This is a genomic window from Sphingomonas abietis (assembly GCF_027625475.1).
In the GTDB taxonomy this organism is placed as follows: Bacteria; Pseudomonadota; Alphaproteobacteria; order Sphingomonadales; family Sphingomonadaceae; genus Solisphingomonas; species Solisphingomonas abietis.
On record NZ_CP115174.1, the window covers coordinates 2,020,616 to 2,046,529 of the forward strand.

General features: G+C 63.5%; 22 protein-coding genes. 10 read left to right on the top strand and 12 right to left on the bottom strand.

Features of this window, described 5'->3' with window-relative positions; translation table 11 throughout:
* The first annotated feature begins 158 nt into the window (after positions 1-158).
* Positions 159-1,007 (top strand): hypothetical protein, encoded by an 849-nt coding sequence (locus PBT88_RS09725; protein WP_270078976.1) that lies wholly within the window; start codon positions 159-161, stop codon positions 1,005-1,007.
* Between the two features lie 2 nt (positions 1,008-1,009).
* On the opposite strand, the gene PBT88_RS09730 is transcribed toward PBT88_RS09725, so the two are convergent.
* The 6 genes from PBT88_RS09730 to PBT88_RS09750 all read right to left on the bottom strand — a co-directional run bounded on the left by PBT88_RS09730 (position 1,010) and on the right by PBT88_RS09750 (position 6,903).
* Positions 1,010-1,417, bottom strand: coding sequence for a hypothetical protein (locus tag PBT88_RS09730; protein ID WP_270078977.1), 408 nt, complete (start codon positions 1,415-1,417; stop codon positions 1,010-1,012).
* A 63-nt stretch (positions 1,418-1,480) separates the two neighbouring features.
* Positions 1,481-1,633: a hypothetical protein gene (locus tag PBT88_RS09735; protein ID WP_270078978.1), complete on the bottom strand. Its 153-nt coding sequence runs from the start codon at positions 1,631-1,633 to the stop codon at positions 1,481-1,483.
* A 399-nt stretch (positions 1,634-2,032) separates the two neighbouring features.
* Positions 2,033-2,299, bottom strand: coding sequence for a DUF3761 domain-containing protein (locus tag PBT88_RS21190; protein WP_407696537.1), 267 nt, complete (start codon positions 2,297-2,299; stop codon positions 2,033-2,035).
* 494 nt (positions 2,300-2,793) lie between these two features.
* Positions 2,794-4,929, bottom strand: coding sequence for an AAA family ATPase (locus PBT88_RS09740; RefSeq protein ID WP_270078979.1), 2,136 nt, complete (start codon positions 4,927-4,929; stop codon positions 2,794-2,796).
* Positions 4,926-5,519 carry a hypothetical protein gene (locus PBT88_RS09745; RefSeq protein ID WP_270078980.1) on the bottom strand — a complete coding sequence of 198 codons (594 nt, stop codon included), beginning with the start codon at positions 5,517-5,519 and terminating at the stop codon, positions 4,926-4,928. Before PBT88_RS09745 ends, PBT88_RS09740 begins: the two co-directional genes overlap by 4 nt.
* Positions 5,509-6,903, bottom strand: a complete 1,395-nt coding sequence (locus PBT88_RS09750; protein ID WP_270078981.1) for a hypothetical protein — start codon at positions 6,901-6,903, stop codon at positions 5,509-5,511. Before PBT88_RS09750 ends, PBT88_RS09745 begins: the two co-directional genes overlap by 11 nt.
* Positions 6,904-7,788: 885 nt before the next feature.
* Here PBT88_RS09750 and PBT88_RS09755 point away from each other — a divergent pair.
* From PBT88_RS09755 to PBT88_RS09765, 3 genes are read left to right on the top strand one after another with little or no spacing between them, the layout of a single operon-like run.
* A complete protein-coding gene (locus PBT88_RS09755; RefSeq protein WP_270078982.1) occupies positions 7,789-8,658 on the top strand; it encodes a hypothetical protein in 870 nt (289 codons plus the stop codon).
* Complete coding sequence (locus PBT88_RS09760; protein ID WP_270078983.1) at positions 8,655-9,143, top strand: hypothetical protein; 489 nt, start codon at positions 8,655-8,657, stop codon at positions 9,141-9,143. Before PBT88_RS09755 ends, PBT88_RS09760 begins: the two co-directional genes overlap by 4 nt.
* Positions 9,140-9,484 carry a sigma factor-like helix-turn-helix DNA-binding protein gene (locus tag PBT88_RS09765; RefSeq protein WP_270078984.1) on the top strand — a complete coding sequence of 115 codons (345 nt, stop codon included), beginning with the start codon at positions 9,140-9,142 and terminating at the stop codon, positions 9,482-9,484. Before PBT88_RS09760 ends, PBT88_RS09765 begins: the two co-directional genes overlap by 4 nt.
* On the opposite strand, the gene PBT88_RS09770 is transcribed toward PBT88_RS09765, so the two are convergent.
* Positions 9,479-9,697 carry a conjugal transfer protein TraD gene (locus PBT88_RS09770; protein WP_270078985.1) on the bottom strand — a complete coding sequence of 73 codons (219 nt, stop codon included), beginning with the start codon at positions 9,695-9,697 and terminating at the stop codon, positions 9,479-9,481. The genes PBT88_RS09765 and PBT88_RS09770 overlap by 6 nt on opposite strands.
* Before the next feature lie 37 nt (positions 9,698-9,734).
* Complete coding sequence (locus PBT88_RS09775) at positions 9,735-10,037, bottom strand: conjugal transfer protein TraD (protein ID WP_270078986.1); 303 nt, start codon at positions 10,035-10,037, stop codon at positions 9,735-9,737.
* A 171-nt stretch (positions 10,038-10,208) separates the two neighbouring features.
* Between PBT88_RS09775 and traA the strand changes: the two genes are divergently transcribed.
* Both traA and PBT88_RS09785 read left to right on the top strand, forming a co-directional pair.
* Positions 10,209-13,196, top strand: coding sequence for a Ti-type conjugative transfer relaxase TraA (gene traA / locus PBT88_RS09780; protein ID WP_270079223.1), 2,988 nt, complete (start codon positions 10,209-10,211; stop codon positions 13,194-13,196).
* Between the two features lie 11 nt (positions 13,197-13,207).
* Positions 13,208-13,882, top strand: coding sequence for a DUF6118 family protein (locus PBT88_RS09785; RefSeq protein ID WP_270078987.1), 675 nt, complete (start codon positions 13,208-13,210; stop codon positions 13,880-13,882).
* A 226-nt stretch (positions 13,883-14,108) separates the two neighbouring features.
* Here PBT88_RS09785 and PBT88_RS09790 read toward each other — a convergent pair whose 3' ends face one another.
* From PBT88_RS09790 to PBT88_RS09800, 3 genes are all read right to left on the bottom strand, one after another.
* On the bottom strand, positions 14,109-14,702 hold the full coding sequence (locus PBT88_RS09790) for an RNA polymerase sigma factor (RefSeq protein ID WP_270078988.1): 594 nt from the start codon (positions 14,700-14,702) through the stop codon (positions 14,109-14,111).
* Positions 14,703-15,021: 319 nt separating this feature from the next.
* Entirely contained in the window at positions 15,022-15,555 is a 534-nt protein-coding gene (locus PBT88_RS09795) for a PilZ domain-containing protein (RefSeq protein ID WP_270078989.1), read from the bottom strand.
* A 168-nt stretch (positions 15,556-15,723) separates the two neighbouring features.
* On the bottom strand, positions 15,724-18,726 hold the full coding sequence (locus tag PBT88_RS09800; protein ID WP_270078990.1) for a YadA family autotransporter adhesin: 3,003 nt from the start codon (positions 18,724-18,726) through the stop codon (positions 15,724-15,726).
* A 1,011-nt stretch (positions 18,727-19,737) separates the two neighbouring features.
* On the opposite strand from PBT88_RS09800, the gene PBT88_RS21195 reads away from it, so the two are divergent.
* The 4 genes from PBT88_RS21195 to PBT88_RS09820 all read left to right on the top strand — a co-directional run bounded on the left by PBT88_RS21195 (position 19,738) and on the right by PBT88_RS09820 (position 23,029).
* The gene (locus tag PBT88_RS21195; RefSeq protein ID WP_407696560.1) at positions 19,738-19,968 is read left to right on the top strand and encodes a PAS domain-containing protein; all 231 of its coding nucleotides are present in this window, start codon (positions 19,738-19,740) and stop codon (positions 19,966-19,968) included.
* Positions 19,892-20,200 (top strand): diguanylate cyclase, encoded by a 309-nt coding sequence (locus tag PBT88_RS09810; RefSeq protein ID WP_270078992.1) that lies wholly within the window; start codon positions 19,892-19,894, stop codon positions 20,198-20,200. Before PBT88_RS21195 ends, PBT88_RS09810 begins: the two co-directional genes overlap by 77 nt.
* Entirely contained in the window at positions 20,092-20,985 is an 894-nt protein-coding gene (locus tag PBT88_RS09815; RefSeq protein ID WP_270078993.1) for a putative bifunctional diguanylate cyclase/phosphodiesterase, read from the top strand. Before PBT88_RS09810 ends, PBT88_RS09815 begins: the two co-directional genes overlap by 109 nt.
* A 238-nt stretch (positions 20,986-21,223) precedes the next feature.
* Positions 21,224-23,029 (top strand): AsmA family protein, encoded by a 1,806-nt coding sequence (locus PBT88_RS09820; RefSeq protein ID WP_270078994.1) that lies wholly within the window; start codon positions 21,224-21,226, stop codon positions 23,027-23,029.
* Positions 23,030-23,140: 111 nt separating this feature from the next.
* On the opposite strand, the gene PBT88_RS09825 is transcribed toward PBT88_RS09820, so the two are convergent.
* Positions 23,141-25,744 carry a sensor domain-containing phosphodiesterase gene (locus PBT88_RS09825; protein WP_270078995.1) on the bottom strand — a complete coding sequence of 868 codons (2,604 nt, stop codon included), beginning with the start codon at positions 25,742-25,744 and terminating at the stop codon, positions 23,141-23,143.
* Between the last annotated feature and the right edge of the window lie 170 nt (positions 25,745-25,914).

The window sequence follows — 25,914 nt, forward strand, 5'->3', positions numbered from 1 at the left end:
CCGCTCCGAGCCGCGACGTCCCCGCCTGCCCCGCTAGCAGCGTCGCCCGCGGCCTGCGCCGGAGCGGTCCTTCGACCATTCCGACGATTGACTCTCTCGCAGGCAGCAAGCGATTGATGCCATGCGTCGGTGGGGACCGACCAACCTATGGGGGTTTCATGAAGACGATGTTGGCGCTGGTCGCCGCTGCGACGCTAGCGAACCAGGCCGCCGCGGCCGATTTGATCCTGTATCCGGTGCAAACCGGATCGGAGACCATCCGCTATCGCACGGGCATTCCGACGCTGAACATCGAGACATCGAGCGGATCGGTGACCGTCACGCCGCTGCCGCTCGATCATAATCACGCAACGTTTGGGGTCGCGGTCTACAACAAGGGCGACAACTCGGTGAACTTCGGCATCGAGAATGTCACCGCGTCCATCGGAACCCAGACTCTGCCGGTGCTGAGCCGTGAGGAACTGCAAAAGCGCGCGAAGAGCCGGGCTGCCTGGTCAATGGTTGGCCTCGCCGTGCTCTCAGGCGTGGCCGCGGCTGCTGTGTCGACCGCGCACACCACCGATCACTCCTACGGCAACGTGCGGACGCCGCATGGCACCTACTCATGGTCAGCAAGCTATCGCGACAACTCGATCGGCGCGGCGGCGGCCGGTGCCACCATCGCTGCGGGGACGGCGGGGATCATCGGTATTCAGAACCGACTCGACTACACCCTCGGAACGCTGGCGACCGACATTGTCCAAACGACGACTATCGACCCCGATAACACCTATGGCGGCATCGTTGTGGTCGAGAAGCCGTCGGGCATGGGACTACCCTACGACGTCACGCTCACGATGCACTTCAACGGGACGGATTATCCGTTCACGTTCCGCATGACTGAGCAGGGCAAGAACAAGCCGCCTGCGTTCACCGATGCCGCGCTCGGCAACCGTCCGCGGCTACAGCAAGCGACGGCAGCGCCCGCGGGACCAATCGCAGCGCCCGCAAGCAAGCCCGCGTCGTAGCCTCAGTCGGTCGCGGTTTCCGGCAGTCGACCACCGCCGGCTGCGTCGAGTTCGTAGGGAAAGCACTTGCGTCCAACCATGCGCGTCCACTTTGCCGCAGCCTTCTTGTTCATGGGATGCCGGTAGTGAATTCCAATATTCCGATTGCCGTCGACATCCGTGATGTCAAAATAGAGCGTCGGATGTCCCATAAAGATCGAGTTGGGATACTTGATAGTTTCGATGGAAAGTCCGCCCGTGCCGATCGGCTCCGTTTTAACGACCATCGACCCCATCTTCTTCTCAATACACGAAATGAGCACATCGCCTGACTGAGCCGACGGGATGTTGAGCCCCGTTTCGTGCGGCGGCGGCGCGTCGGCTGACAGGACCGCTCCAGCAACGATTGCAAATGCTACGATTTTCTTCATGACCCCTCCCTGCGCCGGATCCCCATCCGGCCTCCCTGTTCTGGCTGATAGCATTATCAGCCGTCAATCGCCGGAATCTTGCTGGCAGCTTAGGCTCATGCCAGCACTGTCCGGGGCAGAGGGATCGCAGGTGGCACCATGAAGGAACCAGCCGGATTGATGGATCGCCTGCGCGATGGTCGTCCAAGCGCCGCCGACCTTGCGTTCGTCGAACATCGGCTCAGCACAGCCACTAGTCACAGCGAGATCAAGGTGCTTGATCGATTGAAGGCGCGGATCCGCGAAACGATGCAGAGAAGCACGGACGGCGGACGACCGCGGTGAAACACCGGCTGATGAAGCGATGGATCCAATTCGCGTCGGTTGCTTTAGCCTTTATCGCCTTCTGGACGGCATGGCTCTCGCTCACAGGTTTGGTGGCGATCATTCATGGCGATTGCTGGGTAGGGCAGTCCGGTCATCCAAACATTATCCGCGCGTGCATTAAGCAGAAGCAGGCGCTGATAGGCATGACATTGCTCATCGACGTAGCCGTCTATGCCGGAGGTCTAAGGTTAACCCGGAGAAGCCGTCCCTAGCTGCGGGCTTGCTATCGTCGCTCTCTCTGCCACGCCTTCAAAGCCAGCTCGATACGCCACCGTGGTGCGAACAGGTCCCCTGATGGTGCTCGCTGAAGCTCCACGATCCATCACCACATCGGGCGCTAGCGCCAGTCGGCCGGTTTGACGAACGCACGGGGCGGTGCACCCGGTGGCCGCTTACATTGGTGTAATAGGCGTCGCCGTAGCCATAAGACGCGACGCTATGACTCCGCCGCGCCATCGAGCCGGTGGCCGGGACGAGCGCCACAACGAGCGCAACCGCGGTCAGCAATTTCTTCATTATGCCCCCCTATCTGACGAAGCCTAAGCTCTCGGCGGCTTCAGCGTCAAACCCGCCGCAATCTTACGTTCCGGCCGAGCCAGTCGCCCCCACCACCACTGCCACGGTTGCCGCTGGCGCGACCGATGAGCAGAAGGCGCGCGAGCGGACGTCCGAGAGCCTTTCGAATAATGACCTGAACTGGTCGAGTGTCGCCGATATGAGCCAGCGGGGGCAAGGGCAGCAGTGCGCCCATTGCCGTCGTTGCCGCGCCCCGTGGTGCGTCCTAACTGCTGACCGTCTGCTTCACACCCATTGGCCGCACGACAACGGCTTCGGCATGATCAAACTTGGTGGATACCGGACTGACAGTTTTGGAACGCCCGCCTAGAATAAGCGGTCGTTCGTTCGGACGCATACGGCCCGAGTCGGCCATCTGCGCCGAGGTGTTGCGCTGGCTCAACCCATCGAAGAAGAATAGTTGAAGCGGCGCTGAAGTCGTAAGTTCTGACGGTTCAAGCGGCGATCACGCTCTCGGCGGACGCCTGCGCCGCCTCGACTGTGCGCATGACCGGGCCTTCGCGGCTCCAGCTTTCGAAGACTATGGTCATCATGCGCTCATCTGGTCGCACCGGCCGCAGCTTGCGCTGGAGCAGGCCGACGAGCCGCTCCTCGTGCGTGGAGACGATGATCTGCCGGTGGGCGCGGAAGCGCCGCATTACGTCGACAAGCCCCAGCAGGTTGATCGAGTCCAGGCTCTGCAGGGGGTCGTCGAGGATTGTCACGCCTAACCGGAGACTGGGGAGGGCGAGGTTCATGGCGAGGAAGAGAGACACTGCGAACGAGTTCATCTGCGAGCTGGACAGCAGCGGACCGGCGTCATGAGAGGGCGCGCCGGCGTCGGGATCTGCGATGCCCACGTCCAGCTTGCCGTGACCACGCTCCATTCCGGCGACGATCTGCGTCACGCGGAAGGTGGGATGCGGGTCGATGCGGCTGTAGATCCTCTGGAACAGCGGAGCGATCTGGGTGATCTGCCTGGCCGTTACCGCCAGCGAAGCGTCCCGCAGGCCATCGATGATCTTGCCGGAAAGGACCTTTGTGGCCTCCTCGCCGGCGATCCGGCTGTTCGCCGCATCCAGCCGTCCAGTGACCTGCACGCGTTCCGCGGCGAGTTCTTCCCGCTGGCGCTGCTCGCCCAGCCGCAGAACCTGCAGGGAGAGGCGCTCGCCATCGGCGATCAGCCCGGCCATGATCTCAAGCGTCTCTGCGATCGCGCCTGCGCGCTCGCGCAGGGCAGCGGCGGCGTCACTGGTGCCGTCTATCCCGAGATCCGAAAGTCTGGCCGTCATTATCGAGCGCCGAGCCTCTCGCTCGCGTACATCGTTTTCCAGGCGCCTTAGATCTTCCCGAACGAGGTTCAGCAGGACCTGGACCGCGCCGCGCTCTTCGGTCAGTGGGGCCAGCCGGTCGGTAACGCCGGTCTGGGCGACGTCCGATACGGCTTCGATGAGCGCGTGCAGATGCGCGATCGTATGTCCGACGTCGTGGGTCTGTTGGCACACGGGGCAGTGGTCGCCGAGGTCCTGAAGGGCAAGCCTCGCCATTGTCGCTGCGCGTTGCGCGCGATCGGCTGCCTCGACCTGCGCCTGACGTTCCACGGCAAGCCGGGCGTTTTCCGTTCGGATGGCCTTCTCAGCGGCGTCCAGCTGCCCGATGAGATCGGCCTCATCTCGACGCAGCTTCTCGACGCCCAAGTCGGATGTCTCGACGACAGAGAGTTCGGGAAGCTGCTCGACGAGGCTGCGGGTCGTGCCGAGATCGCGTTCGAGCCTGTTGCGCTCGGCCTCCAGCGTCTTGATGAAGCGATCCAGCCGGGCAGGTGTCGTCGGCGCGCCGTCGGGACCGAACCTGGCCTCGCCCAGTAGCGCGACTGCCCTCTGGAAGAGTGCACTCGAGGCCTGGCGCGCATCGTCGCTTGCGACGGTGCCCCCGTCGGACAGGCGGGTGATGTGTTCATCGATCTGCGCGACCCGCAACGCCAACGGTTCCACCTCGTCCCGTCGGAACGTGGTGGTACTTGCCGACCAGGACCGCCGGCTCTTCTCGAGGGCAGCTTGGAGTTCGATCACCGCACCCGCGCCGATCACCTCGCTGACGAGGGCGAAACGCTCCGCCGCGCTGTCGTCGTCGATGAACTGGCGGACGAGATCCTGTTGGAGGTAGACCCCGCGCGTGAGCACGCGATTCAGTGCGTCCCGGGCGCCGACCCGATCCTTCAGGTGAGGGAGGAGCAGGTTGCAGAGCTGCTGTACGGCAGCCGCCTGCTCGTAATCCCCATCGCCGATCCGAAGCCGCACGAAGTCGTCCGACCCGCCGTCCGTCGCACGCGTCAGAACGACGTCGCCATCCTCGCCGGACATGGTCAGTTCGACGCGCGCACGTCCTTCGCGTGCATACATCGAGACGGGCGTGCCACGGTTTGAGAAACGCGCGATCGTGCCGGCCAGCGCCCAGAGGATGGCGTCCAGGAGCGAGGTCTTGCCGACGCCGTTGGGCCCCTGGAGGAGGATGACGTCGGCGTCGAGATCGATCGTCGCCTGACGGCCGAACGCCCTGAACCCCTCGATCGTGATCGACTTGAGTCTCATCGTCCGCCGCCGCTTTCGTGAAGCCGCTCCAGCGGCGGTTCGCCATCGCGGTACGCATCGACGACGATCTTCAGCTTGGCTCGATCGACCGTCTTGGCCATGAGTTCCGGCAACGCGTCGAGGACGTCCTCCAGGGCCGCCAGGTCGCCCGGCAGCTCGAGCGGGAGCAGAAGGTCCAACACGCGCGCGACGTCGGCGCTGGTCCGGAGCCTTCCGCCCGTCGCGACGATCTTGCGCACCCTGGAGGTATCGCGCTCGATCCGGTCCGCGTCGAGGCGGTCTGCGGGCTCCCCGGCGCACAGGAGGACAAGGTAGCCGTCCCAGGCCTTTGGGGCGGAGCGGGAGAGGCGGCGCGCCAGCAGGTCGACGAGGTCGGCCTGAGCTTCGGCCCAGTCCCTTTCGACCTGTTGCCAGGTCTCGAATGCCACGACGGAGACCACGCTGTAGGCGTCCTCGGCCAACAGGGCCTGGTCCCCGAGCCTCTTCATGTCCGTCATGTCGCGCACGACGCGGTAGCCGTTGAGCGAAAGGGTCTCGCTGGCCAATGCGATCATCGACGAGGCGGACAGCGAGGAGCCGTCAAGCGACATTCAACAGCCCTCCGATTCGATCGATGTAGTGAGGATCGTTGGCCGAAACCAGCAGCGGGCCGACGAGGCCGCCGATGATGTCGTCTGGCTCTTCGTCCGCAATGAGATCGATGTGATCGAAGGCCGGGGCGGCGTCGATCAGGCCCCCGATCAGCACGATGTCGACCGGCATGGGTGAATTGTCGGCAATGGCGGCGCAGATCGTCTTTGCGCGGGTCTCGACGGCGGCCATGCGCCGAACGCCACGACCAGAGGCGAGCACGAGCTGTGCGACCGGCTGGCCGTCTCGCCGCAGCGTCCAGGTCCCGGCGGGTGTCGGTTCCGCATCGAGGCCGAAGTTTTCGGCGGCGCGAACCAGCCGGAGCATTGGCTCAGAGATGAATTCGTCGTCGTGATCGGAGTGTGGCCGGTAGAGCTTGTCGCAGTCCAGATCGGCGAACGCGCGCATCTTGCCGAGCGTTAGCAGCGAATGGCCACCGAGCTTGGCGGCCATGCCGGCGAACCGCTGGAGGTCATCCTCGTTGTGATCGTTCTCCGACAGGAGGGCGTGGCCGTTATACGAAAGCGCGTCGACCTGGCGGGCGGCGATGCGCTCCGCAAGCCTCGTGACCACGGCGTCCCAGGATCCCTGGATGTAGCGCTGTGCGGCTATGCCGAGTTGAGCCGCGAAGCCGCTCTGGGCGAAGGGGACGACGTCTGCTTGGTAGAGAGCCTTGTTACCTCCGAGAGCGCCTTGGATCATCGCCATCGTCGCCGTGAGGACGGGAGCCGCCGATCCGAGGCCGGCGAAGAGGACGGTCGGCGCCGCCAGGACTTGCTGGGCTACGACTTGATGCCATTGACCGATCCACTCGCCGTCCATGACCTCCGTCCGGAGGACGAGCTGGTCGGGGGCGCTGTTCGCGTTCCCGTGAAGTTGAACCAGCGCCGCACGGATGGGCACCGGCTCGTTCACAGTTGCCACTGTTGCGATCGCCACACCGAGTTCGGCAGCGGCGTTCTGGACTGCGAGATCGAAGTTCAGTGACAGGACGTGGCTGATGGCGCCTTCGGCCATCAGTGCCACCAGCAGCTTGTAACCGGGATTGGGCTTGGCAAGCCGCATTCGGGTAATCGGGAAGCATTGGACCAGTTCGGCTTGGCTGTTGCCGCACAGCTGGAAGACGAGCGTGGCCAATGCAGCCAAATCACTGGGATCTTGGCATTGGTTCGCCTGAAGGCGGCCGTTCAGCACCAGTTGGTGCTCGACATCCCGCGACAGCTCTCCGGCGAGCGGGATACTTGTCGGGGCGCCCCTCGAACAGCCGGCACCGATCACGAGCGCGACCTGTCCGCCGCCGGGGGCGGACAGACTTTGCAGCAGTTCTGCCGGTACTGTGGCCAAGGAAAATCCGGAAAGATGGGGACGACGACTTCGTAGCGTTGTCCGGCGCGGTGTGCATCCTGAATTTTGCCCGAACTCCTTCCGACTGTTTGCCGCTCCGATCCTCGTCTCCTCCAATCAGATCGATGCCCGGAAACATTACCGCTCAGCAAAAGACGGTCGATCCGGAGCCCCGCGTCCCGCACGTACGACGGGGTGGAGCATCAAGCCACCAGGCGGTCGCGTTGCAAAAAGCTGGCTCCGTTCATGAATGAATGGTCGAAGTCGAGGAACCGCAATTGGCCGGCGAGCGGCAGGAAGTGGGTCATCACGTCAGCGGCAGGCATCATTGGCACTGTCGCGAAGCACATCGCCAGCGAAGGCGCGAACGGCCGCTATCCTGAATCGCCCTGGCAAGAGCAGTCAGCCAGCAATCGGCCAGGTCCGGTCATCGGAACCCGCGCTAAGGCCGGTCGCTATTCGTCTTTCAGTGCGCCATCCAGCAGGCGCCGGACGGCCTCTGCGCGAGACGGTAAATCCGCCTGCTTCCGACGCCAATTGTCCACCCGCGCGAGCAAGCTAGGCTCGGCAGAGAAAATGAAGCGGACGGATTTCAATTCCACTGACATAACTGATGTCAGCCATATCAGACCGGCATTGACGAACAATAGATAGCACTGATATCAGTGATGCGACCAAGGGGAAGGGTTAGGCTCCTTCCCCCCGGTCTGACCGCAACCACCTTCTGAGAGGTGACTCGGCTATGAAAACTCTATTGGCCGGCGAGCGCCGGGCCAACCCCATGCGCGCGGCTACTGGTGGGGTGCTTTGGAGTCTTGGCGCTACGCGAACCAGACCTGAGTCTGAAATGCTCAGCCGGACGCGCTCTTTCGAGAGGGGGCGGCGATGATCGAGCCGCAGATCCTTTACGACGAGATCTACAGTTCCGGACTGGTGATGGCGCGCGTCGGTCATCTGGATCGGAGCAAGCGAGAGGATATCGAGCGGATCACGCGGATCATTCGGGAAGGCTTCGACGGTGCGGGTGTGCTGCACCCGAAACCCCGAATTACCCGGATCATGCTGGTCGGTCCCTACGCCCGTCGACTGTGGAGTGGGGAGGGGGAGGCCATCGCTGTTCCGGCCTATGATTTTTGGATCATCATCAGCGATCGGCTTTTGACCCACAAGCGACTGTGGCAGGCGACCGAAGTACGCATCGCGCGTGAACTGGGCGGCCGTTGCACGGTAAGCCTGTCGCTCAACTCGGACGCAGGCTTCAAGGCAGGGAAGCGAAAAGGCGACGAGTATGTCTGTGGCAGGCTGAATTGCTCGATCACGCTATACCATGCCAAGCGCGATGACCCGCTGACAGGACGCGGAACAGGGAAAGCCGTCTGGACCGAAGCGCTGATGCGGTTCGATGCTGCCGAAGCGGCATTCCTGCCGGCCTCCATGGCCTTTCGAGATGCGGAACGGGCCTATTATGCGATCCGCGCCGAGCGCGGCAGCGGTCTGTCTAACGAGGACGACGAGGCACTCCATCGATCGACCGGTCTCGATATCGCGATCATCGACGAGCAGCGTCTCGGAGCCGCGCGGCACGAAGCGGTGATGGAACTGCTGCACACGCCGGCACCGGACCTTGCCGCCATCATCCGCAAGCTCGAACTGGTCCGCGACGAAGGAGACGGCGACGACCATGTCATCGTCTCGATCCTCGCCGACGTGCGGTGGATCGCCCGGCGCATTGCTCGCTGTGGTAGGCCGTCATGAGCGAAGCGGCGGCACCGACGCTCGCAGCGTTGACCGAGCGGCACCGGACCATGGCGCGCATCGGCCATCTTGTCCGACGCAAGCAGGTCGAGATCGAGCGAGCCGTGCGCTTGCTCCGTGCCCATTTCATCGACCGCCGACCACGCGCGCCGAAATGCGGCACCCTGCACCGGATCATGCTGGTCGGCCCGTTTGCGCAACCGGGAAGCAAGCCGGACCGCGAGACCGGCGAGATCAACGCTTATGATCTGTGGGCCTTCGTCGACCATCCCGAGTACAGAGGCCGAAACCGCCATTGGGGCCTTGCCCGCCGCGTGGTTGCGTCGAGCCTGCGTGGTCGAGCTACCGTCGTGCTTTCCGTGTTCACGCTCGACGAAATCGATCGCTTGCGTGCTGCGGGCAATCGCTTCCTCACCGATCAATATGACGATGGCGTCGTCCTCTACGATCGCGCGGACGCTGGGTCGGAGGAGGCAAGGAAATGACAGTCTCCGATGAGCGAAATTCGCATGATGTGGAGCCTCCTCCCGTCGAGCCGGAGACGCTCGCTCGGATCGTCGCGGCACTTGATACCTTGCCGCGGCTCACCCGCGCCGTCTTCCTGATCCATCGGCTCGACGATCTTCCGTACGAGGACGTTGGCTGGCGATGCGGGATCGGCGTCGACGAGGTGACGCTACGGATGGCGGATGCCATTTACGCTGTGCATTGGGCGGTCGACGGCCGTATCTCGCGGATCGGAGATTTTCGCCGCCATCTCATTCCTTGGCGCTCGGCTTGGATGCGATGGCGAATGCGGCGGTTCGATCGGCGTCTTGGTCTATGATCGCTTTGGCGCATCTGCTTCGAACGCCCGGCCGCCTCGCCGCCGCCACAGCAGCATCGCTGCATCTCGATCCTTGCTACGCAGGCGCGCCGCGATATCGAGCAATGCGCCATAGAGCAGCGCGCGATCGTCGCCCGTCAGTTCGACCAGTTCAGCCTTGGCGACGAGCCCGCCCAGTTCGATCAGCTGCCGGGTGCGGGCGCGACGCTGCATCACCCATTCCCGCCTGTCGTCGCACGCACGCTGCCCCTCAATTCTGCGGCGCGCTGCCGTCGAGCGCGCGCATGCCGTCTGGCACGCGATCATCGTTGTCAGCTGGCTGGCGGGACGCGCGCTGAAAATGGGCCGCGCCCCGCTGGCGCCAGACCTCCGCCGTCTTCGCGTCCGCATCTTTCAGGCCGAGTAGCGCACCGGCGAGTTGTTCGGGCGACAAGGCACCCGCGCCACAGGCGATCACCAGCTCGCCGAGTTGGATGATCCGACGATGTTTGAGTCGCCGGGCTTTGTCGTCGAGTGCCTTCAGCTCGGAGTCGTAGTCGCGAATTTTTCGCATCGATCATCCTCCATAGCGGCCGAGAGGATAGTCTATTTATTGAGTGCCTCGATCAGCGTAAATGGAGTGGGACAGTATAGGACGAACCGGTCCCGAAATTGATGAAATCATTTGAGGGCGCGCTTATACGTCGTGCCGACGTCGCTTCTGAGGTGTAGGTGGATTGCCGTCATGGCGATCTACCACTTCAGCGTCAAAGTCATCAGCCGTGCAGCCGGCCGCAGCGCTGTCGCGGCGGCCGCCTATCGCTCCGCCTCGCGGCTGCACGACCAGCGCCTCGACCGCAACCATGACTTCTCGAACAAGGCCGGCGTCGTCCACTCGGAGGTGCTGCTGCCGGACGGCGCGCCCGAGCACTATGCCGACCGCGAAAAGCTGTGGAACGACGTCGAGGCGTTCGAGAAGCGCAAGGATGCCCAGCTGTCGCGCGAGGTCGAGTTCGCCATCCCGCGCGAGATGAACCAGACCGACGGCATCGCGCTCGCCCGCGACTTCGTCCGCTCCGAATTCGTCGACCGCGGCATGATCGCCGACCTCAACGTGCATTGGGATGTCGGTGCCGACGGCAATCCCAAACCACACGCCCATGTCATGCTGACGATGCGCGAGGTGGGCGAGGATGGCTTCGGGCAGAAGGTCCGCGACTGGAACCGTACCGAAAATGTCGAGCTGTGGCGCGAACGCTGGGCCGATCATGTCAACACGCGACTGGCCGAGCTCGATATCGACGCGCGGGTCGATCATCGCTCTCTGGAAGCGCAAGGCATCGAGCTCGAGCCTCAGCACAAAATTGGTCCCGCCGCGTCACGCAAGGCCGAACGTGGCCTCGAATCCGAACGGATCGAGGAGCATGCCGAGATCGCCCGCCGCAATGGCGAGCGCATCATCGACAATCCGCGTGTCGCACTCGACGCGATCACGCATGGCCAGGCCACCTTCACCACCCGCGACATCGCCGTGTTCGTCCACAGGCATAGTGACGGCAAGGAGCAGTATGACGCGGCGATGAGCGCGGTGCGCCGCTCTCCCGAACTGGTTGAGCTCGGCCGGGACGGAAAGGGCGAGGACCGCTGCACGTCGCGTGAGATGATCGAAGCCGAGCAGCGGCTTCAGCGCGCCGCCGCGTTGATGGCGGAGCACAAGCGGCATCGTGTGTCGGATGCCGACCGCTCCGCCGCGCTGGCCCGTGCGGCGGAGCGTGATCTGCTGCTTTCGGGCGAGCAGCGTGCGGCGTTCGAGCATGTCATTGATGCCGACGGTCTGGGTGTCGTCGTCGGTTATGCCGGCACTGGCAAGAGCGCGATGCTCGGCGTCGCTCGCGACGCCTGGGAGCATGCCGGCTTCGAGGTGCGCGGCGCCGCCTTGTCCGGCATTGCAGCCGAGAATCTGGAGAACGGCTCCGGCATCGTATCACGTACCATTGCCAGCCTCGAACATGGCTGGGCGCAGGGCAGAGGCCTGCTGACCGCGCATGACGTGCTGGTGATCGACGAAGCCGGCATGGTCGGCACGCGCCAGATGGAGCGCGTGCTGTCCCATGCCGCCGATGTCGGTGCCAAGGTCGTGCTCGTCGGCGATCCGCAACAGTTGCAGTCGATCGAGGCGGGTGCGGCCTTCCGCGCAATCCATGAGCGACACGGCGGTGTCGAGATCACCGATGTTCGACGCCAACGTGTCGATTGGCAGCGTGATGCCACCCGTCATCTCGCCACCGGTCGTACGGGCGAAGCGATCGGCGCCTATGCCGAGCGTGGCGCCGTCCACGCCGCCGAGACGCGCGAGCAGGCGCGCGATGATCTGGTCGAGCGCTGGGATCGCGAACGGCAGGCGCATCCGGGCGACAGCCGCATCATTCTCACCCACACCAATGCCGAGGTCCGCGACCTCAACGAGGCGGTGCGGAGCCGGCTTCGCGATGCCGGAGAGCTGGGCGACGAGGTCGCGGTCAAGGTCGAGCGCGGCGAGCGGCATTTTGCCTCCGGCGACCGGATCATGTTCCTGCGCAACGAGCGCAGCCTGGAGGTGAAGAACGGCACGCTCGGCACGATCGAAAAGGTCAGTGAGGGGCACATGGCTGTGCGAACCGATGATGGCCGCTCCGTGTCGTTCGACATCAAGGATTATGCCGAGATCGATCATGGCTATGCCGCCACCATCCACAAGGCGCAGGGCATGACTGTCGATCGGGTGCACGTGCTGGCGACGCCGGGTTTGGATAGCCATGGCGCCTACGTCGCGCTGTCTCGCCATCGCGACGGGGTCGAGCTTCATTATGGCCGTGACGACTTCGCCGATCAGGGGCGGCTGGCCCGTACGCTGTCACGCGATCGCGCCAAGGACATGGCGAGCGACTATGATCGCGCCGGTCCAGCCGAGCAATTTGCCGAACGGCGCGGGATCACGATCCGCGAGCGTGTGGCCGAGATCGTGCGTAATGCGCCTGAGAAGGTCCGTGGCTTGTTCGACGGCTTGCGCCTGCCCAATATCGATCAGTCTCGCCCTGCGGACATCGAGCGGAGCAACCAGCCGCCCGAGCAGACGCGCGGGATCTTCGCCAACTTCCGGCCGGCCGTTCCCGCCATCGATCCGGTGCGGGCGGCGGAAGCAGAGGCGGAGAGGGGGCGGCGGGTCGTTATCGAGCGTCATGCCCGTGCTGTCTCCGCCATGTGGAAGATGGAAGACCAGGGGCTCCCGGTGCTTCCACACCAGCAGGTCGAATTCGGCAAAGCCCGCGAAGCGCTGGGCGTCGTAGGCAAGCATGCTGTCCGGGACATCGAGCAGGCCTACGTCCGCGATCCGGCGCTGGTCCAGGAGGCGGCTACTGGCCGCGTGCAGCGCGCGCTTCAGGCGATGCGCCTGGAAGCCGAGATCCGCGCCGATCCCGAACGCCGCGCCGACCGCTTTGTCGAGACCTGGCGCAAGCTCGATCGGCAGCGCCACGCCGATTACACCAGGGGTGACAACGATGCGATGCGCCACACCCGCGACCGCATGGGCGCGATGGCCAGGAGCCTCGAGCGCGACCCGCAGGTGGAGTCGATCCTGCGCAATCGCCGGCAGGCACTCGGGATCGAGATCGAGACCGGTCGCCGGCTGTCGCACGATCTCGCGAGCAGCGTGGGTATCGGACTGGGCCGGGGGCGCGGGATAGGTTTGTAGGAGGAAGGACCATGGAGAACGCACGGCATCAGGACAGTCAGGTCGATCCGGCGACGGCGGCTTTCTCGCGCCTGGAAAGCGAGGTGGGCGAGGTCCACAAGCTGGTCGCCGCAAACGATCAGAGCACGACGCTCGGCGAGATCAGCGTCAGTCTCGAAAAGATGCGCAAAGCCGTCGAGGACATAACTCGCCACCCCGCGCTGGGGCTCTCGCCCGAAGCTATGTCGTCGCGGATTGTCGCTGCCGGTGAGACGGCGCGGAAGGCCGATAGCGCGAAGATCGCACAGGCGAGAGATCGGATCGATCGGGCCGCGCGAAACATGGAGGCGCTCGTCGGCACGGCGGCGACGATCCGGGAACAACGACGGCGGCTGGTCTGGGGCTGTGGCGGCAGCCTGGTCGCCGGGATGTTGCTTTGGTCCGTGCTGCCCGGCGTGATCTCGCGGAGCATGCCCGAAAGCTGGCATCTTCCCGAGCGCATGGCAGCGCGGGCGATGAGCGCGCCTTCCATGTGGCAGGCGGGAACGCAGCTTATGGAGGTCGGCAGTCCGCCCGCATGGGCCGGGTTGGAAAATGCCGCCACGATCTTGAGGGACAACCGGAAGGCGATCGAACAATGTCGGATCGATGCGCGGCAGAAGCAGAAGCGGATCTCATGCCGCATCCGGATCAACGCCGCGGCGTAACGTCTTCCGGAACGAGGAAATGCACAAAGTCGCCATTCGCGGCCACAGAGGCAATGACCTCTCCTTTCAGTTGAGAGCGTTTCTTACGCGATCGTTCGGTAGGACACGTGCTTATTAGATTGGTGGTCCGCGATCGGCCGGCTTTCGAAAAGGGGGCCTGGGTTAACCGCGGCTGGCGAAAGTTTCGAAAACGATAGCTATGTCGGCCACCATGTGAGGGGAGAGATTATCCGATCATTACGCCTTTCCAGCTCCGGGGCTTCCGGGTCGGTGTCGCCGTTACCTTCGGCGCTCGGTAAGGTCGTGCATTGGGATCGTCGATCAGCTTTCGGAGCTTCTCACGCCCCCTGGCAACACGACTTTTGAATGTCCCTTCCGGGATCGCGAGCTCCGTCGCGGCTTCATCGATCGACACACCCTTGGCGGCGAGTATCACCGCATCACGTTGATCGGGGCTTAACTGGTCGAGAGCCCACTGAACGTCGCGCAGCTCAAGCGCGAAATCCTGAACGCCGTCGGCGCCTGGCATTCGATCGAAGGCCTCATCCGGCAGATCGGCGTGGAACCGGTCCCGCCGATGGCTCGACAGGAAGCTGTTGCGCATGATTACCCGGCTCCAGGCACCGAAGTTGCTGTCGGTTTGAAAACGGAGCCGAGCCGACCAGCATCGCAACATCGTCTCCTGGACAAGGTCATCTGCATCAGCGGCGTTTCCAGCCAAACGCCGTGCATAGGACCTGAGCGAACCCCCATGCCGCTCGAGGTTCTCAGCGAAGCCGGTGTCGGCGTCAGCAGCTATGCCGAGGCGTTCGTGATACATGGTTCAGTTATTACCTCTTACAGGGGGCGCCTCATACGCCCGCTTCCTTGCAGGGGGATGAATTTACAATCCGGATGAGAGGAAGCATTGAGGCAGATAGGTGATGACGCTTGCTCGGCGCTGCGACCGCCCTCAGGCCGGCGCTTACCGCCCCATCCCTCCGCTGCGATCGTCCAGTTTAGCTGGAAGTCGAACGCCCACACCTTGGCGAGCTTAACAAATCAAAAATTAGTCGGGGCGTACGAATTTCGGTCCGGTTGCTGCGCTGCGGCCAGCCAGTGCTGCGCTGGCACAAAAGGTTGGGCCGGAAACTCGTCTCTCACCCATTCGACGATAGCGCGGCATCTATTTTGGTGATGGGCTGTATCAGCACCTTGTAGGCTTCTGCCGCGATGATGGCGGATGCCGAGATGCCAGCCACAGCGATGAAGGCGAACTGGATCGCGGACGACAGCTGTCGGCTGCGTTCCAGTTGTCGCGCGACATCCCGGTCCGTGTCGGCGCGAGATTTGCTCCTGCGTTCGGGATTCGCGGTGGTTTCCGGTTTGGCCGCCGGTCGGGCAAGCCTCGGTTCGTTGAGCAGCGCGTCGATCTCGATGCGATCCTGAGCCCGGACTCCGAACAGGCGATCCTTTCGCCACACCACGCGTCCGATAACGATCTGCGATCCGCGCCGTAGATCCACGTAGGTGCCTGGTGCCGGTGGGTTTTCGGATTCGAGGAGAAGACCGCGCGACGAGACGTTGCGGATACACGCGTCCATCCATTCGGCGCCAGACCGCATCCGCGATGGGATGTGCACCGGTCTTCGCGTTTCGCGCGGTCGGAACTTCGTTTGAAAGATCTCCAGCACGGTCCGAACCCCCTTATCGGCGGCACATCCAGACCGCGACGGTTCGAGTAGCCCCTCGGTGACCTGTCATTCATTTCGCAGCATCAATGCACGAACGGGAAAAGCGTACTGCCGACTGGCGGGCGGGCAGGGCGGCGAGAAGGCAAATCCCGCCGCCCCACATCAGCGTCAGAACTGGTAGCCGACGCCAGCCGCGCCACCGGCGCGGCCCTGGGTGTCGTAGGTGGCGCTGAGTTTCACCACCGTGTGGCTGTCGTTCATTGCTTTCGACAGGCCGAGTGCGAAAGCGGACTGGCCCTGATACGTGCCGCCCGCCATCGCGACCATGCCTTTGCCCGCCTCATAGGCCTGCGGCAGGCCTGCCGCCGCAAGCGCGCCTGCGGTGCCGGCATAGCTGTCGCGGCGCACCTTTCGCAGATCGTAGTTGATCGCTGCGAAGCGTTGGTCGGTGTAGCTATTGGCCTGTGTCACCGCGCTGTTGATCCCGCTGTTGAGCTGGGCGAGGTTGACCGCATCGGTCGGCGAGGTGCCGGCAGCGACATTGTGCACCGCGACGGGAGCGCTCGGCGTATCATCACCACCCGTACTGCCGAGCGTCACATCGGTATGGCTGGCATTGTCGTACTGGACGGAATTCTGGCCAAGCGCGAGCGCGGTGTTCGCCGTCGTCTGGGCCGTCGTTACCGCCTGGTTCGTAGTGTAAAGCTGTCCGCCGTTCACCGCCTCGGTCGATCCAGCTGCAACCGTACCGTCGGCGACGTTGGCAATGGTTACGGGCGCTGCCAGATTGCCGCCGGCAAGGGTGACCGTATTGGTACGATTGCCATTGGCGTCCGTGTCGTAGGAGACCGCATTCACCGCGGTCAGCGCAAGGGCATAAACCTGGCCGCCGTTGACCGCATCGGTCGACCCCGCCGAGATCGAGCCGTTGCCGACATTGTGGAGACCGACGGAGCCTGCGGCAGCACCAACCAGTGTCAGATCGTTGGTACGCGTGCCACCATTCGGCGTCGTCGGATCGTCTGGGTTCGAATATTGGACCGGACCGGCGCTGCCGTTGGCGACGCTGTTGGAGAGGTTGGTGATCGCCGTCGTATTGTTGGCGACGTTGACGTTCGTCGCATAGAGCTGCGATCCGTTGACCGCGTCGGTCGAGGTGGCCGAGACCGTTCCCGCCTTGACGTTGGTGACGGTCGTACCGCCGGCGCCTCCCAGCGTGACCGTCGACTTGTCGGTGCCGTCGTACTGGACGGCCGTCGATCCAAGCGCTGCCACCTGATCGGCGACACCGGTCAGCTGGGCGACGTTCACCGCATCCGTCGGTGCGGACCCGGCGGCGACGTTGGTGATCTGGCGTTCCTCGCCCGCGGCTCCGACCGAGAGCTCGCCCGCCGACGTCTGCGGGGCGGCAAGACCAACGGCGGTATAACCGACATTCGCACCGCGCGCTGCCGTGGAGCCGGTACCGAGTGCCACGCTGTTGGCGGCAGATGCGTTGGCTTCCGGTCCGATCGCCATGCTGTTGTCTGCCGAGACCACCGAGTCGCCGAGCGTCGACTGAACATGGAAGTAGCGGATACCGGCACCGCCGTTGACCGCGCCATCGACCGCATTGAAGGCGGCCTGGACGCTGCCGTAGGTTGCACCGCCATAGGTCAGACTGGTCGTCAGGCTGTTGGTGGTCGGATCATAGGCGGTGCCACCACCGATTGCACCTGCGACGCCGTTACCGAGCGCGACCAGCTGTCCGCCATTGACCGCGTCCGTCGAGCCGGCTGCTAGCGTTCCCGCTGCCACGTTACCCAACGCGACCGGTGCTGCGCCTGCTCCGCCAAGCGTCACCCGGGTGCGGGTCGCGTCGTCATACTGGACGGCAAGGCCACCGAGCGTGCCGACCTGGCTGCTCAGCGTATAGAGCTGGCCACCGTTGACCGCGTCGGTCGAGCCTGCAGCCACGGTCCCGTCGCGGACGTCGTGGAGACCGACCGGAGCTGCGGTCGCGCCAACGAGCGTGAGGTCGTTGGTGGGCGTGCCACCATTGGGCACCGTCGGCGTTGCGGAGTTCGAATAGCGGACAGTGCCGACCGAGCCGTTCTGGATATTGCTGGTCAGGTTGGTGATCGCGTTCATGTTGTTGGTGACGTTGCCATTGGTCGCGAACAACTGGCTTCCGTTCACGGCATCCGTAGAGGTGGCGGCGAGGGCGCCGGGCGCGACATTGGTGATCGTCGTTCCGCCGGCACCGGCCAATGTCACGTTGTTCTTTGCCGCGCTGTCATAAAAGACGGCAGTATCCGCTACGTCGCCTACCTGTGCGGCTACGCCGTCGAGTTGCGCGACGTTCACGGCATCCGTCGGCGCCGAACCTGCCGCGACGTTGGTGATCTGGCGCTCCGCACCAGCCGCGCCGACCGAGACCTCTCCGAACGACGTCTGCGGCGTGGCGAGGCCGGTTGCCGTGTAGGTCGGAGATGCCCCGCGATTAGCGACGCTGTTGGAACCCAGCGCAACGCTGTTAGCGGCTGTCACCTGTGCGCCTGTACCCAATGCCGTTGCGTCGGCCGCATTCTCACCGACGCTTGCGCCTGAACCGAATGCAATCGAATTGGCCGAGGTGGCAGCTGTTGCGGCCGCATTGCCGAAGGCAATCGAGTTGGCCTCGCCAGCGCTCGCCTGCTGCCCATTGGTGCCGAGGCCGGTGATGCGGTTGCCGCCGATGGCAATGCCGCCCTCCGTATTAAGGCCCAGGCTGTCGGCTTGGAGGTCGCAGCGGTCGTCCGGACCGACGACCGTGCCGTTGGCATTGAGGACCTGAAGCGTGATTGGATCCCCGGCAGCCGCGCCATCCAGTAATGTCGTCGTGTTGATGTTGAGACCGAGAACACCGAGGAGTGGATTCACCGCGGTCTGGATCGGATCGACAATGCCATTGATCACGGGCGTAATGATGCCCGTTACCGCCGATCTCGGCAGGCTTACGCCCGAGCAGGCGCTAACCAGATTGGGCGTTGTCGCCGCCTGGGCATGGGCCTGGGAGGCGAGACAGGCCGTGGCCATCAGGATGGCGATGGCGGATATGCTGCGCTTGGTAGCATGCGCTCTGTTGGCGGCACTCCCTGCGCAAGATTCGGCGATGAAGTCAGTGCTGTGCCCTTGAGTGACCAAAACCATATCAACTCTCCCGTTGAGAGTGGATACTTCGCTGCCTTGGCGAACGTCTTGTGGGCCGCGAAGCAATATCACCCTGTTGAGCCTCTTTGACTCGTAGGAAAGCTGCGCCGGAATGGTTTACGGAATGTTACCAGAAGGAATTAAAATGGCGTTACTAGCTGAAATGCAACCGAAAAATCCAACCTACTTGGCGTTTTAAACATCAATGCGACTAAACTCTAATAGCGGTGCGACAAGTGCTGCTCTGTGTTGCATTGCAATAATCCCGTATTCGTTCCGCTCAGGCTGCTGTCCTCCGCCAGGAAATGTTTGCCAAACCAGGAAGCCTCCTGACCCGCAGGCTCTCGCAAACGCAAACAGCGGATGAGGGGCCGGGATGACGTGTCCGCCAGGATCGCCGCGCTTTTTAGATCTATCTTCGCAAACAAGCCGCAAGCGGGAGATCTAAGTTGGCGAGTGTCGATCCGAGGAAGAGCGACGTCCATATGCAAGCGAAGGAAATCGAGATTCTCATCCGAGAAGAATATCAACGGATGGAGAGGGGCGTCTGAAACACGATCAGCGCCTCTTTCGAACTGCAGTGATGCCTTCGAGAAGTCCGTTGTAAAAAATCGTGGCCAGAACAAGATATGTTTGTTGCGCCAAGTGTGCTGTCGAATGGGCGAGTCGCCGGTTCAGATCGCTATTACCCAAGAGCTTGGCAGAAACGCAGTCGCGTGCGTAGTCATGACGTTTTATTAATCGATTGCACGCCAATCTTCGTCGATTCGGGCGTCAGACCCAGCGGCAGGCAGGAGGCAACGTTGGCATGGACATGTCACTTGATACCGAAGGCCGGGATCCCACCGACCCCCGCCCGGCGGTGGGGATCCGACAGGATTGTCTGCCATTCCCGCCGTCCTCGGCCGAGGCGAGCGGGATTGAGACGGCCGGGATGCCGATCCGCGATCCCTTGCCCTGCTGGCGCAGAATGAAGAGCGCTACCGCTATACCATTGCGCTCAGCCCGCTCATTGCCTGGACGGCCGATGCGATCGGCGGCCTCCTCGAAGTCGATGAACGTGGTCTGGAGCTTACCGGCCTGAGCTTCGATCGGCTCCGGGGTGGCAGCTTCCTGGCGGTGGTGCACCCCGACGACCGGGGTGTCCAATCGGGCCGCATTCTACATGGGATTGGGAGAGGCCATAGCATCGGCCGCGCAACGGCAATCGGAGGTAGCGCTACTGCTGTTCGATCTCGATAACTTCAAGCAGATCAACGACCAGTTCGGTCACGATGTTGGCGACGCGGTGCGGATCTGGCTCTTTACCGCGCGAAGGCTGCGGGAAGGGGGCGGGTCGAGTTCTTCACGCCCACGTTCCGTGAAGTGGCGGTCGCGCGCCGCGCTTTCGAGCAGCAGTTGCGTCTCGCATTCGAGCGCGATGAGTTCGAGCTCTATTACCAGCCCCAGGTCGCGACGGGGACCAATGCGCTGACCGGTGCCGAGGCGCTCATCCGCTGGAACCATCCTGACAGGGGTCTGCTGACACCGGCATCGTTCATCGATGTATTGAGCGAGAAGCCTTCCGCAATTGCCGTCGGCGAGTGGGTGCTGCGGACCGCCTGCCGGCAGGCCGCCGAATGGCGCAAGTGGGTCCCGGGTTTCCGGATCGGCGTGAACCTGTTCGAAGCGCAGTTCAGCACGGGGCGCCTCCTGTCTGCGGTGCGCCAGACCCTTGCGGAGTGCGGCCTGCCGCCGGAAGCACTCGAGCTCGAGATCGTCGAGAATATTCTCCTGCGTAACGACAAGAAGACCCTCCGGCTGCTTCAGGAACTGCGCAAGCTCGGGGTCGGGCTGGCGTTCGACGACTATGGGACCGGCTTTGCCTCGCTCAGTCTTCTCAAGCGCTATTCTGTCTCGCGTCTCAAGATCGATCGCTCCTTCATCCGCGACGTCACCACCGATCCCGAGGACGCCGCCGTGGTGAAAGCCATTCTCTATCTGGGCAAGGCCTTCGGCGTCGATGTGATCGCCGAAGGTGTCGAGACGCTGACGCCGTGGGAGTTCCTCAATCGCAATAAATGCGCTGAGGCACAGGGCCATCTCTTCGGAGCCGCGATGAGTGCCGCGGACTTCACGTTGAACCCGCGAGTCGCGATCCGGCCGTTGCGAGATCCGTCGGCGGCGGACGAAAGCCCCGCCCTCCCGTCGGAAGATCATATCGCCGGAGGGCAGGGGACAGACCGAAGGCGAGCCCGGCGAGCGACTCGTCTGGGCTGACCATATCGCAACTCGGCTGCAAGGGCCGGCAGTCTGCCTTGCTGATCATCGTCTCCGTTTAAAGGCGCGGCCTCAATGGGCGGCTCGCGCGTTGGTTGAAGATGACCCACGTCTGCGTAGCCTCGTGAACCCGCCGGCTTTCCTCGCGCCGAGGCGGAGAAGGCTTGTCCGTTTTGGGATCGGGTTGGTCGGAACGATCCTTGTAGCCCTGCCGATATGCTTCCTTCTGCTTTTATGGATGATCGATCGCGGTTGGCTCGATCGTCCGATCGCCGGCTGGGCGTCGCACAAACTCGGGCACGTCGTTCAATTCGACTCGCTGGACGCCCACCTCCTGTCTGCTGACCCCTGGTTCGCCGTGCGCCACCTCACAATCTATGGGCCGAAATGGGCGTTGGGCAGCAGGCTTGCGCAGGTCGACGCGCTCGAAGCCCATCTCGAGTTACGTCCACTGCTTTGGGGCGAGGTGCGGATTCCCACCCTGATCCTGGAGCACCCTCGACTTCGTCTGATCCGCCTTCGCGATGGGCGCAATAACTGGACCATGCGCGGAACCTCGCCGAGCCGGCCTCCCTTCGCGGTGCTCGCTGGCACCCGTACGTTCAGGATCAAGGACGGCGAACTGTCTTTCGCCGATAATAACCGGGATGTTCGTTTTACCGGTACCTTCTCTCAAGACGGCCGCCCGTCACTACCGTTCGCACTTCGGGGAAGAGGCCAGGTGCGAGAAGGCGAGTTCGAACTTGCAGCGCGTGGTGGCCCCCTTCACGGCGCCTCCGTGAGGCGACCCTACCCATTCGTCGCGCATCTGGCCGACGGCCGGCTCAGTCTCGATGCAAAGGGCACGAGCGGCCAGCCCTTCGATCTTGTCCGCTATGATCTCGCAATCGCGTCCCGGGGCCCGAACCTTGCCGACCTTGCCTATCTGTTCGACCTGAAAACGCCCAACTCGGCACCGTTCTCGCTGACCACGCATGCGAAGGCGAACGGCCCGCTGGTGAGCTTCGGCGATCTGACTGGACGGACGGGCAAGAGCGATTTCACCGGCTGGATCCGTTCCGATCAGACTACGCCACGCCATAAGGTGACGGCGCACTTACGATCGAGCCACTGGAGCCGGGAAGACGTGGAGGCATGGCTGTCTCCGGTGCCCCCGAGGGCCATCGCACGCAGCACGTCCGGGCGATTGCTCGTGAAGCCGCGAGGGCCCTGGATCCTGTCGGACGAACCCTTTCCGGTCGATCAGCTTCGGGCAGTGGATTCTGTGTCGCGCATCCAAATCGGTTCGGTCGATGGCTACGCCGTTCCGCTGAAAGCAGTGAAGGCGGAAATAGCGCTCGATCACGGCAGGCTGGCTATCACGAAGCTGAGCGCCAACGTGCAGGGTGGCACGCTCTCCGGCAACGTCCGACTGGATGCCAGCCGAGCCAACCCGATCCTTCAGGTCAAGGCAGACGTTCATGCCATCGATCTGAGCCGGATTTCGACGCCGGCATCATTGCGCATGGGCGGTCTGCTGGATCTGCGGATTCACATGCGAGGCGCCGGCCGCTCCGTCCATTCCGCCGCCGCCGCGGCGTCAGGGGGCGGCGCGATACGAGTAACCGGCGGGCGGCTGCCTCGACCGGCGGCCTTCCTGCTCGGCGGCGATGCTCTTCGCGCGGTTGGAACCTTCGGGCGGAAGAACGATCCCCTGTCGCTGGATTGTGCGCGCGCGACGTTCGCGGGTTCCGGGAGCAAAATGAACGTCGAGGATTTCGCGATTGTCACGCCCGAGGGTTTCACTGCGGGACAGGGCTGGCTAGATTTGGCGACGGAACGCTTCTCGCTCACGCTGAGGGGGCAGCCTGCCCATCGACGCCTTTTCCAGGTTGCAATGCCGGTGTCGCTGCATGGATCGCTCGCCCGGCCATCCGCCAGTCTCTTGCCTGCGCGCAATGCCGAGAAACTCGGCTTGAAAGGCAAACTCGGCGTAGCTCTCTCCCCGCTCGCAGCGATACTTCCGTTGGGCAAAGCCCCACCAGCCAGCATAGGCTGTCGATGAGCGTGGCGACAGATCCTGTCCTGCCGACCGTAGTTGGCGCCGCCCACGATGGAGGGCGGTAACCTCATGAAGTGCCGCCGAGACGAAGGCGCGGACAGACTGCGGTCCGCGTCAATGGTTGGCGGCGTGGGCAAGGCGATAGCGGGCGCTCTGCCGCACTCGTCTCGTGGCGTTCGAGCGTCCTGCCGCTTTCGGGAAGGTCTGAGAGAACGCCGCTATCATCGAGGCATCAAGCGGTTTGCTGAACAGGAAGCCCTGAAAATGGGTGCATCCGAGACGGACGAGTTCTTCCATCTGCTCGTGTGTCTCGACGCCTTCGGCGACAATGCCCATCCCGAGATCACGCCCCAGGCCGATCACGGCTTTGATGATCGCTTTGGACGATTGGGAAGAGGCGATGTTGGACACGAAGGACCTGTCGATCTTGACCTTGTCGAACCTGAAGCGCTCGAAATAGCTCAGGGACGAGTAGCCAACGCCAAAGTCATCCATGAGGATCTGGATTCCGAGGGACCGCAGCCGCTCGAGCTCGATAAATGTTCGCTCGACGTCGCGTATAACGAGGCCTTCCGTCACTTCGAGCTGAAGGCGCTCGGCCGCCAGACCTGTCTGATCCAGAATCTCTCCTATCGTCGCGGAGAGCCTGCCCGCCTGTATCTGGAGAGGCGACAGGTTCACAGCAACACGGATGTGGGCGGGCCAGGTCAGTGCATCCGTGCATGCCCGGCGAAGCAGATGTTCACCCAGTTGCCCGATGAAGCCGCATTCCTCTGCAAGAGGGATGAACACGTCAGGCCCGATTTGACCTCGCGTTGGATGTGCCCAGCGTGCGAGCGCCTCCACGCTGGAGATCTGGCCGTTCTCGGCGGCGAGGATGGGCTGATAGACGAGGTTGATCTCGTTGGCGGACATCGCCGCGCGCAGGTCGGCTTCGAGTGCCTGTCGGTCACGTGCCTGCGCGTCCATGTCGCGGCTGAAGGTGCACACCGTGCCACGGCCCTCCGCCTTGGCGCGATACAGCGCCAGATCAACGCAATGGCGAAGCTCGCGCAACGTGGTGGCGTCGTCGGGGGCCGCCGCCATTCCGACGCTACCACCGATATAAGCCGTGGCGCGGTCGGTGACGAAGGGGTGGGCGAGGCTGGCAACGACGGCCTGTGCTACCGATCCGGCCCGAAGTTCGGGGTTTTTGGTCATGAGGATGACGGCGAATTCGTCTCCTCCGACCCGTGCCACGATGTCGCTCGGCTCCACCAGGGCTCGCAGGCGATCACCGACCTGGGCAAGCACCTCGTCTCCCAGCAGATGCCCGAACTGGTCATTGACCGCCTTGAAGCGGTCGAGGTCGATGCCGAGGAGGACGATCGGCACGCCAGCTTCGATCAACCGCTTGAGCCGGTCCATGAAGTTGCCGCGGTTGAGCAGGCCGGTGACCGTGTCAAAATGCGCCAACCGCATGATCTCGGCTTCGGCCTTGCGGACGTGCGTCATGTCTTCCGACATGCCGAGGATGTACTGCCGGCTGCGGGTAGGGCCATCCACGACGATCCTGCGGGTGCGGAGATGAACCGCTGTCCCGTCATCGCGAACGAATATGCTTTCGAAGCTGCGTGGGATCGCGGCGATGAACGCTTCGGTGTCGCGACGTTCGTAGGCATCGCCATATTCGGGGAAGAGCTCCTTGTCGGTATGCCCGACGAGCTCGTCTGCCGTCAGTCCGATGAGATCTTCCCCGGCCCGGTTGACCAGAAGATATTTGCGGGTGATCGCATCCTTGACGAAGAGCATGGCAGGCAGGTTGGCGATAATCGCATCGAGGAACTCTCGTTCGTGCCTTCGTTCGTGCTCCAACTGCCGGCGTTGGCTGACATCGCGGACGATGGCGGCAAAGTCGCCGGCCGTTTTCCCGTCTCTCCACCGGGTAAGCGACAGTTCGACGGGAAATTCCTCTCCGTCTGCACCGACCGCACCGAGCTCGACGGTACTGCCGGCCAACGCCTCGAACAAGGAAAGAACGGAGGTTCCTGATCTATCGTCGCCTGGCGGCTGCGGCACGATCTTCCTGAAGGAGCGGCCGAGCATGACGTCGGCACCATAGCCGAACATCGTTTCCGCGCCGCGCGACCAGAAGGTGATACGACCTTCGTCGTTGACGCACAGCACGGCATCGGCGGTCGTCTGCACCACCCGGGCTGCAATCTGTCCCATGCGCCGTTCCGCGTGGCTCTCCAGCAGACGTGTGGCGATCTTCGCGAGATCGATCAGAAGAGCGCGCTGCGCCTCGGTGAGACCAAAACGGGGCGCGGGGTCGAATGCGCATAGGGTTCCAGCGCAATGTCCGGATGCGAGAACAAGGGGAAAGCCTGCGTAGAAGCGGATCCCCCCGACGCATGTCACGAGCGGATTGGCGCTGAACCGCTCGTCGTTCAATGCATCAGGTACGATGAGCACCTCAGATGCAGCCGCTGCGTGAATGCAGAATGATATCTCGCGCGGAGTTTTGGCAAAGGGAATGCCGTGTCGCGCCTTGAACCACTGCCGACTGTCGTCGATCAATGTGACCGCGGCACTTTCGACGCCAAGCACCATGGCCGCCAGGCGCGCGATGTCGTCGAACTCAGCGTCCGGCGGCGTGTCGAATATGCCGAGCTTCGCGAGCGCGACACTTCGCTCGCGTTCGGCAGCGGCATCGAAAGGCGAAGCGGGATCGAACATCGGCCGAGCGTAAGGGAGGACCATTGCGAAAGGGTTGACGCCGCGTCGCCTGGTCCGAAGCATTTGTGCTGCGGAAGAAACCGGTCGGTAAGGCGGCCGCGTCGTAGAGACGTTTCGTCCTGCACCTGGGTGCGGCGGATCCGGAACTTGAACCGTCATTCCGATCGCGC